The sequence below is a fragment of the Larkinella bovis genome, from assembly GCF_042655385.1.
GTDB lineage: Bacteria > Bacteroidota > Bacteroidia > Cytophagales > Spirosomataceae > Larkinella > Larkinella bovis.
Genome location: NZ_JBHSMA010000001.1, coordinates 646,224 through 664,206 on the forward strand (window position 1 = coordinate 646,224; position 17,983 = coordinate 664,206).

The 17,983-nt window shown below is 53.0% G+C and carries 10 protein-coding genes and 1 tRNA gene; 6 read left to right on the forward strand and 5 right to left on the reverse strand.

The window, feature by feature from the left end; translation table 11 throughout:
• Positions 1-79 precede the first annotated feature (79 nt).
• A complete protein-coding gene (locus ACFPMF_RS02745; RefSeq protein WP_379840899.1) occupies positions 80-1,495 on the reverse strand; it encodes an alpha-amylase family glycosyl hydrolase in 1,416 nt (471 codons plus the stop codon).
• 39 nt (positions 1,496-1,534) lie between these two features.
• Positions 1,535-2,239 (reverse strand): ribulose-phosphate 3-epimerase, encoded by a 705-nt coding sequence (rpe, locus tag ACFPMF_RS02750; protein ID WP_379840900.1) that lies wholly within the window; start codon positions 2,237-2,239, stop codon positions 1,535-1,537.
• 182 nt (positions 2,240-2,421) lie between these two features.
• Between rpe and ligA the strand changes: the two genes are divergently transcribed.
• Together ligA and dapA are read left to right on the forward strand one after the other, a co-directional pair.
• Positions 2,422-4,467, forward strand: a complete 2,046-nt coding sequence (gene ligA, locus ACFPMF_RS02755) for an NAD-dependent DNA ligase LigA (RefSeq protein ID WP_379840901.1) — start codon at positions 2,422-2,424, stop codon at positions 4,465-4,467.
• Positions 4,468-4,538: 71 nt separating this feature from the next.
• Positions 4,539-5,435 carry a 4-hydroxy-tetrahydrodipicolinate synthase gene (gene dapA / locus ACFPMF_RS02760; protein WP_379840902.1) on the forward strand — a complete coding sequence of 299 codons (897 nt, stop codon included), beginning with the start codon at positions 4,539-4,541 and terminating at the stop codon, positions 5,433-5,435.
• Between the two features lie 74 nt (positions 5,436-5,509).
• Here the strand turns inward: dapA and ACFPMF_RS02765 are convergent, their stop codons facing one another.
• Complete coding sequence (locus tag ACFPMF_RS02765) at positions 5,510-5,701, reverse strand: hypothetical protein (RefSeq protein WP_379840903.1); 192 nt, start codon at positions 5,699-5,701, stop codon at positions 5,510-5,512.
• 66 nt (positions 5,702-5,767) lie between these two features.
• Positions 5,768-7,978: a DUF5916 domain-containing protein gene (locus tag ACFPMF_RS02770; protein WP_379840904.1), complete on the reverse strand. Its 2,211-nt coding sequence runs from the start codon at positions 7,976-7,978 to the stop codon at positions 5,768-5,770.
• 435 nt (positions 7,979-8,413) lie between these two features.
• Between ACFPMF_RS02770 and ACFPMF_RS02775 the strand changes: the two genes are divergently transcribed.
• Entirely contained in the window at positions 8,414-11,239 is a 2,826-nt protein-coding gene (locus ACFPMF_RS02775; protein ID WP_379840905.1) for a putative Ig domain-containing protein, read from the forward strand.
• An 87-nt stretch (positions 11,240-11,326) separates the two neighbouring features.
• Here the strand turns inward: ACFPMF_RS02775 and ACFPMF_RS02780 are convergent, their stop codons facing one another.
• Entirely contained in the window at positions 11,327-13,897 is a 2,571-nt protein-coding gene (locus tag ACFPMF_RS02780) for a M14 family metallopeptidase (protein ID WP_379840906.1), read from the reverse strand.
• Between the two features lie 191 nt (positions 13,898-14,088).
• Here ACFPMF_RS02780 and ACFPMF_RS02785 point away from each other — a divergent pair.
• The 3 genes from ACFPMF_RS02785 to ACFPMF_RS02795 all read left to right on the forward strand — a co-directional run bounded on the left by ACFPMF_RS02785 (position 14,089) and on the right by ACFPMF_RS02795 (position 17,929).
• A tRNA-Glu gene (locus tag ACFPMF_RS02785) sits at positions 14,089-14,160 on the forward strand.
• A 921-nt stretch (positions 14,161-15,081) separates the two neighbouring features.
• Positions 15,082-16,950 (forward strand): malto-oligosyltrehalose trehalohydrolase, encoded by a 1,869-nt coding sequence (treZ, locus tag ACFPMF_RS02790; RefSeq protein WP_379840907.1) that lies wholly within the window; start codon positions 15,082-15,084, stop codon positions 16,948-16,950.
• A gap of 10 nt (positions 16,951-16,960) precedes the next feature.
• Entirely contained in the window at positions 16,961-17,929 is a 969-nt protein-coding gene (locus ACFPMF_RS02795) for a TIGR03885 family FMN-dependent LLM class oxidoreductase (protein ID WP_379840908.1), read from the forward strand.
• Positions 17,930-17,983 lie beyond the last annotated feature (54 nt).

Below are 17,983 nucleotides of genomic sequence, written 5' to 3' on the forward strand. Positions count from 1 at the left end.
TGGCGGTTCGGCCCGCGTGGGGATAAGTTACAAAGAAAACGAAAACGAAGGGATCGTTTACCCGTTCGGATGCATCATTTTAATTCGTATACACCTTATATTCCCAGGGTTTTAGGGCAAAGGTGAGCGAGTTGCGCAACTCACTGGACTCCCGGCTGAACACTTCCATGTAGACGCCTTCAAAACCGTCGCCATTCAACCGGATCGTCTGCGGGGTTGGACTCAGGTTGATGATCACCACCACCCGGTCATTTTCCTGCTGACGGTAAAAGGCATACACTTTGTCGTCTTTTTCCGTCGGTATTTTAATGAGCGGCCCACCCGCCTTGCCATTCCAGAGGGCGCGGTTGCGGTGTTTGAGGGTGAGCAGTGTTTTATAAAAGTCGGTTTTCGCGTAGTTTCCCCAGTAAATCGGATCTTTCTCGTAGAATTTCAGCCGTTTGTTGAGGTTGGATTCCATGCCGTTATAAACCAGCGGCATGCCGTCGAACGTAAAGGCTAAAACGGTGAACGCATCGGCCCCGTTTCCAAACAGTTCCGTACCGGTTCCGTTCCAGGCATTTTCGTCGTGGTTCTGCACAAACTGCATTTGATAATACCAGGGCGGAAACCGCTGCTGATTGTGCGCCAGCAGCGAATCAATGGCGTTGGCCGGGCGTTTGCCTTTGGCAATCAGTTTCATAAGCTGGTGCATGCTCCAGCCGTAATTCATGTTGAAGCAATCTTTGAAATGCTCGGCTTTGTCTTCCCACTCGGCCAGCATGAACACGGTTTTGATGCTGTCGAGCTTCGGTCGGACCTCGGCCCAGAAATCATCCGGCACAAAACCGGCTACTTCACACCGGTAGCCGTCAATGTCACACTCGCGCACCCAGAACTGCATGGCGTCGATCATGGCCGCGCGCAATTCCGGATTCTGGTAATTCAGGTCTACCACATCCGGACGATCGGTTACTTTGCCTTCGTGATCGATCGGAGCCGTAAATTTTCCGTTGATTTTGGTGTACCAGTCGGGGTGGAGCTGCGCCCAGGTGTGATTCCGGCCCGTATGATTCGGCACCCAGTCGATGATCACGTGTAACCCCAGGTCGTGGGCCTGTTTCACGAGCGCCTTGAAGTCGGCCAGCGTGCCGTATTCCGGATTGACCGCTTTGTAATCTTCCACGGCATACGGGTTCCCGGCTGATCCCTGCTGATTTTCTTTACTGATCGGATGAATCGGCATGAACCAGAGGATGTCGGCCCCCAGTTCTTTTAGCCGGGGTAATTGTTGTTCAACGGCTTTGAAGGTTCCTTCCGCCGAGAATTGACGCACATTGATCTCGTAAATCGTGGCATTTTTGGCCCAATCGACCGTCGGAAGCCGGGCCTGAGCAACGGTTGAATCGTTGGAATAGCTTGGATCATTACCTGTTGAAGGCGATTGCTTGCAGGAAAGGACCGAAAAAAACAACAGACTTCCTGCCAGGAGGTTACACGTTAACTTCGTATGCATGCCAAATTGGTCAACTCGAAATAATGGATAATCTTCAGTTTAGGCCAGCCGAACATTCTGCGGAGCTGTCTGGTTGAAAAATTTCAACGTATGAATGGCTTCCGTCGGATCACTGGCCCGAAAAACCGAGCTGCCGGCCACCAGCACATCGGCTCCGGCTTCTACTAATTCGGCAATATTCTCGGTTCCAACCCCACCATCGATTTCGATCAGGGCGGTTTTTCCCGCACTGGCCAGGAGATGGCGCAGCTTCCGAATTTTCTGCAAGGTATGCGGAATAAAGGATTGTCCACCAAAGCCGGGGTTAACCGACATCAATAAAACCTGATCAATTTCGTCCAGACTGTCGGCCAGAAGCTCGACCGGCGTATGCGGATTTAGCGCCACCCCCGTCCGGCAGCCGGTTTCCCGGATCTGTGTCAGCGTCCGGTGCAGGTGCGTACAGGCTTCGTAGTGAACCAGGATGGTGCCCGGGCGATCGGGGTGGGCGGCTCCGGCCCTGGCAAAGGCATCGATGTAACGTTCCGGTTGAACAATCATCAAATGCACATCCAACGGCTTGAGGGCGTGTTTATTAACGGCTTCGCAGACCGGGATTCCGAAGGAAATATTGGGCACAAAAACACCGTCCATGACGTCCACGTGAATCCAGTCAGCCTCGCTGCGGTTGATCAGTTCGATGTCACGCTGAAGGTTGGCAAAATCGGCAGCTAAGATGGAAGGAGCAATCAAAGGTGGGGTCATGCGAACGTATGTTCAATTGAAATTATGTATCCAAATCGATTAAGGTGACACCAAAATTAATTCTTTTGTCGGAACATTTTTGAACTCGTGACCAACTCAGTGCAGGAATTTATTTATGATTGCAATCGAATTTGTTTTTTTTTCTAATCGCTAATCCCGGTCCAAGGTCCGTTTAAAATAGAATGAATCCGCAGGAACGAATTGCCGAGCTGACTGACCGGCTCCATTATTATAACTTTCAATACTATCAGAATAGTGTTTCGGAGGTTGATGATTTTACGTTCGATAAACTTCTGGAAGAGCTCAGTTTGCTCGAACAGCAATACCCCGAATTCAGCCGCCCGGACTCCCCGACTCACCGGGTGGGCGGGACCATCAGCAAGGAGTTTGCGACGGTTTACCACCGGTTTCCGATGTTGTCGCTGGGCAATACCTACTCCGAAGCCGAGTTGACCGAGTTTGATAACCGGGTTCAGAAAGGATTGAACGGGGCCACCTACGAGTATATCTGCGAACTGAAATTTGATGGAGTGGCCCTCAGCCTGACCTACGAAAACGGCATTCTGACGCGCGGGGTAACCCGGGGTGACGGAGTACGGGGGGATGATATTACGCCCAACGTCCGGACAATCCGGACATTACCCCTGAAAATTCAGGCCTCCGGTCTGCCCTCTTTGTTTGAAGTGCGGGGCGAGGGATTTCTGCCGCTGGCCGAATTTGAACGAATCAACCGGGAGCGGGAGGATATCGGCGAAACGTTGTTGGCGAATCCGCGCAATGCCGCGTCCGGTACGTTCAAACAGCAGGACTCGGCTGCGGTGGCCAAACGCCGGCTGGACTGTTACGTTTACTCGTTTCTTTCCGAACCGGAACCGTTTCAGACCCACGAAGAGAGTTTGCTGGCCATGAAAAAATGGGGGCTGAACGTGTCACCCACCTGGCGGAAATGCAGCACCATGCAGGAGGTCTTTGATTTCATCAACGAATGGGAATCCAGGCGGTATGGTTTGCCGCTGGCGACCGACGGCATCGTTATTAAAGTGAATCGGTATGATCAGCAGCGCGAACTTGGGTTTACGGCCAAAAGCCCCCGCTGGGCGATTGCCTTTAAATACAAGGCGTTGGCCGCCAGCACGATTCTGAACAGTGTTTCCTACCAGGTCGGACGGACGGGCGCCGTGACGCCGGTTGCCAACCTGAAACCGGTTTTGCTCGCCGGAACCGTGGTTCGTCGGGCTTCGCTGCACAATTCCAACGAGATTCAGCGGCTCGGTGTAATGCTGAACGATACGGTTTTTGTGGAAAAGGGCGGGGAAATTATCCCGAAAATAACCGGCGTCGATTTGGCGCAGCGGACGGAAGCCAGCCAGCCGATCGTGTATCCGACGGTTTGCCCGGCCTGCCAGACGCCGTTGGTGCGGAAGGAGGGAGAAGCCCATTTTTACTGCCCGAACGAAAAGGAGTGCCCGCCCCAGCAACAGGCCCGGTTTGAGCATTTCATCCAACGGCGGGCGATGAACATCGAAAGCCTGGGGGAGGGGAAAATCGAACTGCTGATTGAGCGGGGACTGGTGCGCAGTCCGGCGGATTTGTACGACCTGACGTATGAGATGTTGCTGGGCCTCGAGAAAACGTATACGGACCCCGAAACCGGCAAAACACGGGTGGTCAGTTTGCGGGAAAAATCCGTCGAAAATATTCTGAACGCCATCGAACGGTCGAAAGCGCAACCGTTTGCGAGTGTGCTGTTTGCGATCGGAATCCGGTATGTGGGCAACACGACCGCCGAAAAACTGGCGGATTATTTCGGCAGCATGACGGCCCTTCAAACGGCAACGCCCGAGGCCCTGCTCAGCGTTCCGGAGGTGGGGGAGCGGATCGCCCACAGTGTGGCGGCCTGGTTTGCCGATTCCGAAAATCAGGTGTTTGTCGAACGCTTACGGCTGGCCGGTTTGCAGATGGAAAGCGACCGGGTGACGGTGGAGAAAAAAGGCGAATCGCTGGTCGGGAAAACGTTTCTGTATACGGGAACGTTTTCCCATTTTTCGCGCGAAGAACTCGAAAGCGAGATCGAGGCCCACGGTGGAAAACTATTGAGTGGCGTTTCCAAAAAACTGAATTATCTGATCGTGGGCGAAAACCCCGGCCCGTCGAAGGTGGAAAAAGCGCAGAAGATGGGCGTTAACAGGATCAGTGAAGACGAGTTTCTGGCGATGGTTAGTGTTTAGATCGGTAGAAAAACCGTACCTTTGGTCCACTTTTCGATTTGCATATTCCTTCTAATCCAGAAAATAAGTAGATGAATGCTCGTTTCCACGGCGTTGGGGTCGCCATTGTAACCCCGTTCAACGACGACCTGACCGTTGATTTTGATGGGTTTGGTCGTGTCATTCAGCACATTAGCGACGGTGGTGTCGATTACATTGTGCTTCAGGGTACAACGGGCGAATCGCCCACGGTGACCAAATCGGAAAAGAAACAGCTGCTACAGTATTTGAAGGAAAATAACCCGAAGAAATTACCGATTGTCTACGGCATTGGCGGAAACGTTACGCCGGAGGTTCTGGCCACGATCAACGATACGGATTTTGAGGGCATTGATGCCATTCTGTCGGTTTGTCCGTATTATAACAAACCGGGCAAACGGGGTGTAATTGAGCATTTTAGGCAGATTGCGGATGCTAGTCCGGTGCCGGTTATTCTCTACAACATTCCCCCGCGGACGGGAATCAATATGAGTGCAGAAACGATCTGTACGCTGGCGGAACACCCCAATATCATTGGGGTGAAAGAAGCATCCTGCATCATCGAACAATGCATGGAAATCGCCCGCGATAAACCGGAGGACTTTCTGCTGATTTCGGGTGACGACGTGCAGGGCGTGCCGATCATCAGCATTGGGGGCGTCGGTGTGATGTCGGTTATTGCCAACGCCTTTCCGGCGAAGTTTTCGGGCATGATTCACGCGGCTTTGCGCGGAGATTTTGCCTTTGCTCAGAAAGAATTAGGCCATTTTCTGCGCATCGATCCGCTGCTGTACGAAGAAGGGAACCCGGTGGGTATCAAAAAGATTCTGGAAATTCTGGGGCTGATTTCATCCAACGTCCGGTTGCCGCTTTACCCGGCCGCCGATGAGTTGGGCGAGCGCATGAAAGCGGTTCTGCAACGCGATAAACTGGTGGAACTGGTCGCCTGAGAGGAGAAAGCCCAGCAATGAAAGAGCCGTGTCCCACAGGATTCGGCTCTTTATTTTATGATTTCATACAGACGTTAGCTGCTTTTTCCTCCGCCAAATAACCGGGCAAAGCCCCATATGACCAGAACGATGACGCCAATGACCAGAAGGGCACCCGTCCAGGCACCCGCTTTAAAGATGCCTCCAATCAATTCGCAACTGGTCATACCGACCAGCAAAAAAAGCGCGATTGCCAGGGAATAGAGGTATTGAGTGAAATTACGCATGGTAGTGGTTGTTGATGTTTCCCTTTCAAACTACCAGCCGCGCCACTTTGTTTTTTAACGGTTTAGTTACACATTCCACCAATACGTTAATTTCAGGACCAGGGCCCGGTTTTTAACCGTCAGCGATCCGGGCAGGTAATTGTCCGTGTAAACGATGAATAAATCGGAAGCGGGCGCATAACGCCACTGAAACCGGGTATTCAGGTTGACATTCCGGGCTTGTTCGTTGTACTGTACGAAGGTGGTAAAAAACAGTTTATTCGTCATCGTCAGATCGACGCGCGGACCAACGAGCCAGAATTTTGCCACAGCGTTGGTTTCCGGAATTCGAATGTCATTGTAATTGGCACTAACGGCCAGGCTTACATAGGGCTGAAACCGGTAGCCCAGTGCCGTAATCAGGTTCAATCGGGTTCCGTTGGCATAATAGCCGCCGTAGCGCCCGGAGAATGAATAGGTAAACAGGCTTTGTGGCTTAGAAATGTAATCCATTCCCACGGCGTTCCAGCGGTGCTCGGTGCCGCGGGCCAACGTATCGCGGCCGGTGTTGGTGGGGTCGAACGGCTGCAAAAGCCGAATGTAATCATGACCCGCCCAGACCGAAAAAACGCTTTTGGTCCGGAAGGTCGTCGTATACATCGCCACAGTTTCGTTATCGGTTTGCCGAAACGACTCGTCGAAAATGTAAAACGAGGTCACTTGCGGGCCGTGACTTAACACCGAACCACTTTTCGGAAACATCAGGTAACTGGCCATCGGATTGACCTTGATATACCCCCGGCGCGGCACGTAGCCCACTTCCGCCGAATAGTTTTGGCCGACGTACTCGTGTTGCCAGCCGACGATCCACTTCCGGGTGCTGTAAAGGAGGTTAGCCGCGTGGACCATACTCCGGCTGGAATTCTGGGGATCGAACGATTTTAGGACAATGGCCTTGCCGGTCCAGACGTTGTTGGACGATGCCAGGTTGTATTCAAAACCGAAATTCCGGTTGAATTTGGTATATGTCGGTTTTCCGGTTTCCGTGGTATTCGGTTCGTAGTTCAGCGATTCCTTGTTGATGAAAATGGCGCCAATGTTGGAACGGGAGAAAACCCGGCGTTGCAGGGCCAGAACCGCAAAGTTCTGGGCGGGAAGCCCGGTTTCGTCTACCTTGCCGGTTTGCATGTCCATTAACCCGATGCGCCAGTCTTTGTTGAGCTTGCCACTGAGCCGGGCTCCAAACCGGATGGGAACACCCAGGCCGATCCGTCGGGAGAAAAACGGGCGAATGTTGGCGTAACCGAAGTTCGAAAGCTGATCGCCGTTTTCGAGAAAAAACTGGCGTCGTTCCGGAAAAAACAGTTCAAAACGGTCGAGGTTGGTCACCTGCTGATCGACATCGACCTGCGAAAAATCCGGATTGACCGTCAGGTCAAGATTGAGCGAGGAGGTTACGGCTACTTTGGCATCGAGCCCGGCATCGCCCCGGAAATCGGTCGGTTTTTTGTTCTGGTAATCCCGGTTGAGACCACCCAGCACGTACGGAATCACCGAAATGTTCGAACCAACCTGCGGGGGCGGCTGGTCCCAGATGATGGAACCGGTGTAGGCCAGTGATGCGGTCGGAAATTGCCGCGGAACGGGCGCCCAACTTGATTTTTCGGTGGTTTGCAGATCCTGCCGACTAAAATTGATGCCCCAGCGCGTAATGCCTTTCTTGTAGCGAATGGTTTTGAACGGAATGGCTGCTTCGAACACGTACCGATCCTCATACGTTTTGACGACCGAATACCACTTATTATCCCAGCTCAGATTCGCTTTTCCACCTTCGTACAGCAACCCATCCCACTGCGCCCCAACGGCATTGGCTCCGAAGGTAAAACCGTTGGTCTGGTCGTCGAAGGGGTCCATGAAAAAAATAAAATTATCGTTTTTGCCGAATTCCCAATCCCGGCGGAGCGATTGGACGAACGGACGACTGGCCCAGGAGCCATCCGGTTTCTGGGCGTAGTAGCAAACCGCGATGATGTACAGATTCTGCTGGTCGTACGTCATTTTAACGTCCGTCCGCAGCTGGGCAAAGCTGGTATCCATCGGTAACACCATGAAAAAATCGGTGGCAGTTTCGGCTTCCAGCCAGGCTTGTTCATCCATAACGCCATCGATTTTAATGTGAGGAGTCCGATCAGTGGGAATGGTCTGACGGATATGGTACTGATAGCCTTCGTTTTTCTTTTGGGCGAAGAGTGAAGAGCAAAGGAACAGAAAGCCGAAAAGGAGTCGGAAAAGTTTCACAACTAGCCAAACGTTTAGTGGGTAGCGACACTGGAAAAACAAAGATAGGGGATGTCGCGACGGATTGGGTAAAACACGCTTTGTAATTTGAGAAGGTGAAGGCGTCTCCCGGCAGCGTTCTGCCCGGTTTTCTTCCCAAAAAAAGTATCATTTAACTTTTTTTTCATATGAATAAACAAGAAGTTAGTATTATTCAAGTATTTGATACTATTTTGCGAAGTCTCAAAGTCTCTGTCTGTTAATTATCCCCCAAATGGCCCCTGCATATCTCTGGAACCGGTTAAATCCTTCTACTCAGTATCATTACACTATTTTTTGTGCAACAGAGCCTGTGACCTCAATAGGCCTATGTTCCGATAATTACTGATTGGGTTATACCCAGTCGGTGATTGTAGTTTCACTTTTTTCAAACCCTTTTCAAATTCATGTCTTACTATGAAAAAAACTTTCCTTTTTCCCTCAACAGTGTGTTTGCTATTGGCCTGGGTGCTTTGGGCTCCCCATGCCTTTGGTCAATGGTCCAGTGCCGGGCTCTCCCAAAGCCGAAATAAACTGGCCGGTGGCAGCGCCGGCGGAAAAGCTCTTTTTGCGGGTGGTTATGAGGGCTTGTTGCCATCCGACCGGGTCGATATTTATACCCTGGCGACCAATAACTGGACAACGGCTTCACTAAGCCAGGCGCGGGGGGATATGACCGCAGTTTCTACCGATGATCGCGTGTTTTTTGCCGGTGGTTTTATCGGGGCGGTTTCCGGCTATTCCAAGAAGGTCGATATTTATACGGCCTCAACGAATTCGTGGACCTCGACCGAACTTTCGCAGGCCCGGTCTTCACTGGCATCGGCTTCCGCCGGTACGAAGGTTCTCTTTGCGGGTGGTGCCCGTCTGGGCATTCCAGCTATCGTTACTACCGTTGATGTGTATGATCTGACCGATAATAGCTGGAAATCAACCATCAGCTTGTCGGAAGCTCGTTCCGCATTGGCCGGGGTTGGGGCCGCCGGGAAAATTTTCTTTGCGGGGGGATACAAAGGCGCCGTGTTTGGTTATTCCAAAAAGGTTGACATTTATGATACGGCCACGGGAACGTGGTTGCCAACGGCCGAGTTATCTGAAGCCCGGAGTGGACTGGCGGCTGTGGCTGCGGGGGGGAAGGTATTTTTTGCCGGTGGTCGTAAAGGGGTAGGCGTCTTTTCGGACAAGGTTGATATTTATGATACGGCCACGGGAGACTGGTCAACAGCCACTTTATCCGAGAAGCGTTCCGACCTGACCGCTACCACCGTGGGTGACAAAGTTTTTTTTGCGGGTGGTGATACCGGGCTTGATGATAACTCGAAGAAAGTCGATATCTACGACCTGACAACCGGAGAGTGGTCGGTGGCAAGCCTGGAAAAGCCCCGGAAAGACCTCGCATCGGCGGCTGTCGGCAACAAAGCGTTATTCGCTGGTGGTTTGGTCGGCGTTATCTCGGGTGGTGGCTCTAGCCTTTGGGTTGACATTTACACCGCAACGGCCGTTAATCAGCAACCAACTCCTTCGTCTTCGACGGTTTGTCAGGGAGAAAATGTCAGTACCACGATAACGGCCCTGGGGGATGAATTAACGTATCAGTGGTACAAAGGAGAGGCCAGTACGTCGGGCACGAAACTGGACGGACAAACGTCGGCTACCTTGTCCCTGACGGGCGTTCAGACCAGCGATGTGGGTTCGTACTATTGCCAGGTAAGCGGCCTGGGTGGCGTAGCCTGGTCGGAAGTATTTACCCTGAGCGTTAATCCGCTGCCTGATGCCCCATCCATCACCTCCTCGGGACAAAGTAATATTACGGTTTTCCAGAATACGCCGTATGTTTCCCTAACGATTACGGGCTGTAGTGGGGGATCGGTAGCCTGGTCCGGTCCGGGGGGCAGTAGTGGAACCAATACCAGTATTTCGGTGCCCACTTCGGCAACCGCAACGCTGGTCTATTCTGCTACCTGCACAGTGGGCAGTTGTGTCAGTCCGGCTGGCAGTGCGACGGTGGTCGTTGCGCCCGGAACGGCGGTGGGTAGCTTTGATGGCTACATTTACGGAGCCGATTGCAGCACGTTCCGGGGCTGGGCCTGGGATCGCAACAAAATCAATACGGCGGTTTCCGTCGAGATTCTGGACGGCTCGGAGGTGGTCGCAACCCTGCAGGCGGACGTATTTCGCCAGGATTTGAAAAACGCCGGCAAAGGCAACGGAAATCATGCCTTCATTTTCCCGATTCCGGAGTCGCTGAAAGACAATAAACAACATCTGTTGTCGGCCCGGGTTGCCAGCAGCAGTTTTATTCTGAAAGACTCACCGAAGGCGTTGATTTGCCAGGGAAGTGATGCTAATCCGGGAAACAAGCTGCCAAAACCGCCCTCACCGACGGTGATGATTGCGCCGATTGCCGCTCAGATCCATGTTCCTTTTTCGGCCACACTGGTAGCGTTTACGGACCCGGAAGGGACGTCATTAACGTACGGGTTGACCGGTTTGCCCGATGGCTTGACGATTAATTCGGGGACGCGGGTTATCAGCGGAACGCCAACCGTAGACGGGACATTTATCCTCACCTACACGGCCACTGACGAAGGGGGCGCCAGCAACAGCGTTAGTTTCAATCTGACGGTTCTTCCGGTTACTCCGCCGGTTGTTACGGGCAGTTTCGAGGGGTATCTTGACAAGGTCGAGTGCGGCACCATTCGGGGCTGGGTGTGGGACCGGAACAAGCCTAATACGCCGGTAACGGTGGAGTTTTATACCGGTGGGACTGTCTGGGGCAGCACCTCGGCCAATATTTTCCGGCAGGATCTGAAAGATGCCGGGAAAGGGAATGGAGCCCACGCCTATAGTTTTACAGTCCCTGATGGGTTGAAGGACGGCACGGAGCGATTGATCTATGCGCGGGTTCAGGGATCTACCTATGACCTGAAATGGTCCGGAAAAGCCTTGACCTGCTACGGTGCGGGTCGCCTTTCGGCCGAAGGTGTTCAGGACTTGCAGGTGAACGTGTTGGGTAACCCGGTGAAAGAGCTAGTCCATGTGGAGGTTCGGGGTGCCGAAGGGCAGTCGTTGCAGTTTGCGCTGACGGACGCCCAGGGCCGAATCCTTGGACAGCACCGGATTGAAAAAGCAGAATCCGTTCAAAAACAGAGTTTTACTATCGCTGGCCAACCCGCCGGTCTGCTGTTCCTGAAAGTGAGTACAGCCGTACAAAACCGTACGCTGAAACTGCTGAAGCTGTAAGGATAGACGAGTGAAGGAAGCGGTTAGACCCGAGCGAAAAGAGGAGTTCTTTTTTCTCGGGTCTACCCTTTTTTCTACAGTACCGACTCAATGGCCGACCATAAAAACCGCATTGCCAAACAACAATTTGCCGTTGTACCAGAAACCACGGAACAGCGGATTATCCATCATGTACACGATGCTTCCCCGCCCCAGTTCCTGGACCCCGTAGAGCAGCGTGTTATGGAGTTTTGACTTGGCGTTCTTGCCGACAAAACCGGCCACGTAATTGTCTTTCTTGAGGTAACCGACATTCCAGCCATCTTTCAGGAAGTCGTAGTCATAAACGTTCTGAACCAGGGCATTGTACCCATTGGGGTAACCAAACGCCAGCGGGTGAGTCAGGTCCAGATCGACGCGGTAAACACTGCCTGGGGTTTCCTCCGAAACTGCTTCACGTTCCCGCTCACCGTATTGGCGAAGGAGTTCATCAAGGTCCGGTTTTTTATCATTTTTCTCCTTTTTGGCATCGGCCTTTTCTTCTTTGCGTTTAAGGCCAAATTCCGGTTTGTCGGCAAAAAACGTGGTTGCCCGTTCCATCACAATGAGTTTGCCGCCCGCCTGCACCCAGTCTTTCAATTTGGTGAGCGTTCGATCAGTTAGGATTTTTCCGTAGCCATAGCCCTGCGGCAGAATCAGCACGTCGATCCCACTGAGTGATGTGTTCGGAAAGGCATTGGCGTCAATCAGCGTGAGGGGATAGTCAAGGTCCTGGTCAAAATAATGCCAGACTTCGCCCATTGAAGTTGGGGTGGTTACATCTCCCGCAATGACGGCGACCCGTGGATTTTTCAGGGAAAAAACGCTGCCGGAGCCAAAGTCGGCTCCTTCGGTAACAAAACCGGTTTTGGCCGGAATCAGGGAAATTCCGCGTTTAGCCGCTTCCTGGTTAATAAGCTGGTGAAACCGATCGCCCAGCCGTTCATTTCCTGCCCGGGTTATGATGAGCGTTCCGGGCTCGAAGCGTTCGTTATCCTGTTTAAAGACCCGCTCGGCGACCCGAACCCGAACTTTGTTTTTCAGCAGGCCCGCCAGAAATTGCACATCTTGTGCGGATTGCCAGCGAACCAGATAGGCATACGGTTGGGGGCCAGTCTGATTCGCTGGCTGTGCGGAATTCGCGGGTAGAACCGGCATCGGCGCCGGGCTGAGTTTTTCCTTCAAACCGTAGGCTTTTAACCCGTACGCATACGGAATACACCAGGACGTAATGTCGTAGGTGACCGAGTCTTCCAGCGTTGATTTAGGCTCAAAAAGAATTTTCAAGAGTGTCGATTTGGGCTGGTAGGCGCTGATGACCAAATCCTGGCTTTCTGTCGTGACCGTTTCGGTTTTCTGTGTCTGGTAACTGAATCCTGAAAGTTTTTGGGTCTTTCCGGCCACACCGTAGCGGATCTGATTTCCGTCGAGTAGTTTTCGCAGGGCTTTCACCCGGCCTTCGTCGTTACCGGTTTTGATAAGATAGCTCTTGAACTCGCCAACCGGGTTAGTCTGCGATTTTTCAAAAAAAGCAGTAAAGTTCTTGACCACTTCCTCAGGGCGGTCGGCAACCGACTCTAGGGTGGCAAAGCTGGCTGCATAGTGGTGATCGATGCGTTCCCGGAGGATCAATGTATCGCCATCATTCTTGCGATAGGCCAATCCGGCCCGGCCACCGCCCCCCTGTTCGAAGGTCATACCAATGGCACCGTTGTAGGTCGGCCAGGTATCGCCATAACTGGGATAAAAAAGATCAAAGTTTTCCCGGGTGAAATATAGCCAGCCATTTTTATCGAAATACCGGGTGTTGTATTGTCCGATAATTTGTTGAAAATTCCGTTGCCAGGGGGTAATATCCTCGTGATAGGGTCGGGCCGATGGCGCAAAATAGTAGGGACTTTCGGGCCCCATTTCATGGAAATCACCGTGAAGCTGCGGCATCCATCGTTGATAGAGTGCCATGCGTTGCTGCGTAATTTCCTGGGTTTGCCAGGCCCAGTCGCGATTTGGGTCGAACAGATAGTGGGTGTAACGACCACCGGGCCAGGGCTCGGAATGCTCGCGGGCGAAGGGCGTAGGGTCGGGATGGACCCCGGCCATCTGGTTGAACCAGTTGACGTATCGATCGTGCCCATCGGGGTTTAGACAAGGGTCAAGAATAACGATTGTGGTGGACAGGATTTTTTGCGAAACCGGGTTAGCCGTATCGAGCAGGTCGTGCAGCACGAGCATGAAGGCCTCCGAACTGATGGCTTCGTTGCCGTGAACATTGTAGCTCAGCCAGGCAATCGGCGGTTGGGACGAATCGGCGGTTTTGGTGAGGGCGGCTCCGGCGGGCGCGAGGCCAATCTGTTTAAGGTGGTTGATCCGGATTTCTTCGAGCCGGGCAAGATTTTTTTCCGACGCTACCACCACTGCCATCAACTGGCGACCTTCGTGGGTGGTGCCGTAGGGCAATAATTTAACGCGGGAGGAATTTTGCCGGGCAATGTGTTCAGCGTAGGCCAGTACCCGGTGTTGGGGGGTAAACCGCTTGCCGACGGCATAGCCCAGAAACTGGTCAGGATGTTGTAAGGTGTTCTGTGCGAGGAGAGTCAGTGCTGAAGTCAGACAAAGACCGAGCAAAAAAAGTCTTTTCATGAAGGAAAATAATGAATAAATCGGGCAATCCACAAAAGTAACCGGAAAGGGTGAAAACCCGCTCAATTGAAGAAATTTCAATTTTTTTTTAAGTTCAGATTTGCATCAATCAATATTGTCCGTATCTTTGCACCACAATTTCAGAGAGAGGGTAGGCCAAAACAAATGGCTCCCGAAATTGAACTGAATTTGGCCGATTCGTCTAGCGGTTAGGACGCGGCCCTTTCACGGCTGAAACACGGGTTCGATTCCCGTATCGGTCACGGCCAAATTCGCATAAAGCGCTGTAAGATAGCTTCTTACAGCGCTTTTTTTATTGCTGCTGAATCGGGATCGAAGGGATCAGGGATCAATTCAAAAAGTGGAGAATCAGTCGGGAAATTTGCGATCAAGTCGAAAAGTTGGGAAGGGAGGACTTTTTTAGGGCTGTGCGTTTCATCAAACCTGCCGGTTGGGGAAAAATTTCTTACCGATCCTTTCGTTGTGGCTACCGAAGTTCATTGTAGAAAGTCTCTTGCTTACTGCCATCGCCAAGCTGGGCGAAGCTTTCCACGTTCACCTCAAGAAAAGAATGCAGAAGATTCGGACCCTAAAAAGAAGAATGTACGCTCCAAAACGGTTTTGGTCAATGGCCAGGATCAAAGCTTTCCGAGCCTAATTCCGGGGGGCAGGAAGCGTTGAATTCTTTCTTTACCGAGTAACGTGGTTAGCTCTTTAACCCAGGCGGCTCCACAACCTTTGAACTTGATCCAAAAACAGCGCCTGCGGGTACGTTTTTCAGGTTTGTTCTTTCGAGCCAGCCTATTTTATGGCTTATCCGCCCCCTGAACGGCGCTTTTGCATCGGATGAAGCCTCCCCAGCTTGGTTTGCTGGCCCTCTATCCTTCACAGTCACCGCCTACCGAAGGCGGCTATTGGTCCGCTCCGTCCGGGTGGGCCACATCCTCACTTGTTCCGGCCGGGCGCGGACAAAAGCGGCCGGAACGGGTTTTTTCCACGATAACGCTTCCGATCACCACTACCAACTGGCTACCGATCCCGAGGGCGGGATGGAACCCGTACTCGAAGTTTTTCGCCCGGTTTTCTTGTGGCTTACGTCAAGAACCATCCTGAACCGCTGGTGGCAGGGAAAAATCAGACGTTATAAATTATGATATTAACATGTTTATATATATTTTCTTAGTATGCATGAATCACCTGTAAGTCAACGCTCCCTGGGACTTACTTTTCAGGAAAACGGAACGGCCCGGGTCGTCGTCTGGGCGCCGTTAGCCGATACGGTAGACCTGGTTTTGTGTGACCAGTCCGGCGGTATTCGCCTGGAAAAGCAACCTTTTGGCTATTGGGAGACCACAACCCCCCAACTAAAACCGGGCGATCGGTACCGGTTCAGACTGAACGGTACGATGATGCGGCCTGATCCGGCTTCGCTCTCCCAGCCCGAAGGCGTACACGGGCCATCGGAAGCCGTCGATACCACCCACTTTCAATGGACGGATCAGCACTGGACCAACCACAATCTGGAGCAGTATATCCTCTACGAACTGCATACCGGCACCTTTACGCCCGAAGGCACCTTTGCGGGCATTATCCAGAAACTGGATTACCTCAAAGGGCTGGGTATCAGTGTCATCGAAATCATGCCGGTCGCGCAGTTTCCCGGTTCCCGCAACTGGGGGTACGATGGCGTTTATCCCTTTGCCGTCCAAAACTCCTACGGCGGTCCTCGGGGCCTCCAGCAACTGGTGGATGCCTGCCACCAGAAAGGGCTGGCGGTGGTGCTCGATGTGGTTTATAATCACTTTGGCCCCGAGGGAAACTACTTCCCCGATTTCGGACCTTACCTGACCAGCAAGTACTGCACACCCTGGGGCGATGCCGTCAATTTCGATGATGCCTGGTGTGATGGGGTCCGGCGGTATTTTCTGGAAAATGCGCTCATGTGGTTCCGGGATTTTCACATCGACGCCCTGCGCCTGGATGCGGTTCACGCCATTAAGGATTTTAGCCCGACGCATATTTTGCAGGATATCCGGGAGCAACTCGACCAGCTGATGGCGACCACCGGACGGCGGCACTACCTGATTATTGAAAATGACCTCAACGATCCCCGGTTTCTTGACCCACTGACCCAGCGGGGCTACGGCATGGATGCCCAATGGACCGATGAGTTCCACCATGCCCTGCGGGTGTCGGCGGGCGAAAAACGCAAAGGCTATTATTCGGATTTTAACGGGATTGATCACCTGACCAAATCCTACCAGGACGCCTACGTCTTTGATGGCCAGTTTTCGGCGCATCGCAACCGGTTTTTTGGCCGCAAAGCTTCGACCCAGCCCGGTCGTCAGTTTATCGTCTTTTCCCAAAACCACGATCAGGTTGGTAACCGGATGCTCGGCGAACGAACCAGCCAGTTGGTAAGCGTTGAGATGCAGAAACTCCTGGCGGGGGCGGTTTTGGTAAGTCCGTACCTGCCGCTGTTGTTTATGGGCGAAGAGTGGAGCGCCCCGCATCCCTTCCTGTACTTTGTCAGTCATACCGATCCCGCGCTGGCTGAAGCCGTCCGCCAGGGACGCCGGCAGGAGTTTGGGGACTTTCATGCTCAGGGCGACGTGCCGGACCCGGTAGCCGAAGAGACGTTTCAGCAATCGAAATTGCAATGGGACCTGATCGCCGGCCAGCTCCACCAAACTCTGTTGCGTTACTACCAGGCGCTCATTGCCCTGCGAAAAGCGCATCCGGCGTTGCACCATCTAAATCGTCAGCAGCTTCAGGTGGTGGCCGACGAGAAGCGGCAAACCATCCAGCTATACCGCTGGCACGGAGAACACCACGTCCTGTGTGTCCTGAATTTCGCGAAAGAACCGCAAAGCCTGCCGCTGCTGGCCGGGGAGCACGGTGAAAAGCTGTTCGACTCGGCTGACCCGCAATGGCAACTGCAAGCCACATCAGATGCATCCGGCGATAAGGCAACGGCTTCATCCCCAACCGAAATTCTGGTCATTCAGCCCGAATCACTGGTCATCTATGGAACTCCGCTCACCGACCGCTAACCTTACCCCTATGCTCCGAATCGGTTATCATGCCTCGCATGAACAGTTTAAACCCAGTACGCTCCTTGCGTATGCCCAACGCGCCGAGCAGGCCGGTTTTACGGCGGTTTCCTGCTCGGATCATTTTCATCCCTGGAGCAGCCAGCAGGGCGAAAGCGGTTTTGCCTGGTCTTGGCTGGGGGCTGCCCTGCAAGCTACCAACCTGCCTTTTGGCGTGGTCAATGCCCCCGGACAACGGTATCATCCGGCCATTATCGCCCAGGCGGCAGCCACGCTGGCCGAACTGTTTCCCGAACGGTTCTGGATCGCCGTCGGCACCGGTCAGGCGCTCAATGAACACATTACCGGCGACAGGTGGCCCGCCAAAGCCGATCGAAATACCCGGCTGAAAGAATGTGTCGATATTATCCGGGCGTTATGGAACGGCGAAACCGTTTCGCACAAGGGCCTGGTGACCGTGGAAGAAGCTACGCTATATACCCGACCTGCCGTCAAACCGTTGCTTTTTGGAGCCGCCGTAACGAGCCAAACCGCCGAATGGGTTGGTAGCTGGGCCGATGGCCTGCTGACGATTTCCCAGCCCAAAGAGCAGCTGCGGGACGTGGTCGACGCGTTTCGGCGCGGGGGCGGAGAAGGCAAACCCATGTCCCTGAAAGTGCAGCTTTCGTACGCCCAAAACCGGGAAGCCGCCCGGCAGGGCGCGTATGAGCAATGGCGGGCCAATATCTTTCCGAATGCGATGCTGACCGAACTTCGAACCCCCGCGCAATTTGAAATGGCGGGCGCGCTGGTTGACCGGTCGGAAATCGATAAAATGGTTCGTATTTCAGCCGACGTCAATCAGCAGATTGCCTGGCTGGCGGAGGATATCGAACTAGGTTTCGAGCGGCTTTTTCTGCACAACGTAAACCGGGAACAACCGCGGTTTATCGACGATTTCGGCGAAAAAGTGCTGCCCTCGCTGTTGAAATCGGCCTGAGGAAAATCGGATTTTCCAGTTAAATTAAAAACAGGTACGTTTTATCACGACAAA

Bases quoted from the DNA above. Each gene is read 5' to 3' on its own strand.
- ACFPMF_RS02745 (WP_379840899.1), bottom strand. From the start codon at position 1,495: ATGCATACGAAGTTAACGTGTAACCTCCTGGCAGGAAGTCTGTTGTTT.
- rpe (WP_379840900.1), bottom strand. From the start codon at position 2,239: ATGACCCCACCTTTGATTGCTCCTTCCATCTTAGCTGCCGATTTTGCC.
- ligA (WP_379840901.1), top strand. From the start codon at position 2,422: ATGAATCCGCAGGAACGAATTGCCGAGCTGACTGACCGGCTCCATTAT.
- dapA (WP_379840902.1), top strand. From the start codon at position 4,539: ATGAATGCTCGTTTCCACGGCGTTGGGGTCGCCATTGTAACCCCGTTC.
- ACFPMF_RS02765 (WP_379840903.1), bottom strand. From the start codon at position 5,701: ATGCGTAATTTCACTCAATACCTCTATTCCCTGGCAATCGCGCTTTTT.
- ACFPMF_RS02775 (WP_379840905.1), top strand. From the start codon at position 8,414: ATGAAAAAAACTTTCCTTTTTCCCTCAACAGTGTGTTTGCTATTGGCC.
- ACFPMF_RS02780 (WP_379840906.1), bottom strand. From the start codon at position 13,897: ATGAAAAGACTTTTTTTGCTCGGTCTTTGTCTGACTTCAGCACTGACT.
- treZ (WP_379840907.1), top strand. From the start codon at position 15,082: ATGCATGAATCACCTGTAAGTCAACGCTCCCTGGGACTTACTTTTCAG.
- ACFPMF_RS02795 (WP_379840908.1), top strand. From the start codon at position 16,961: ATGCTCCGAATCGGTTATCATGCCTCGCATGAACAGTTTAAACCCAGT.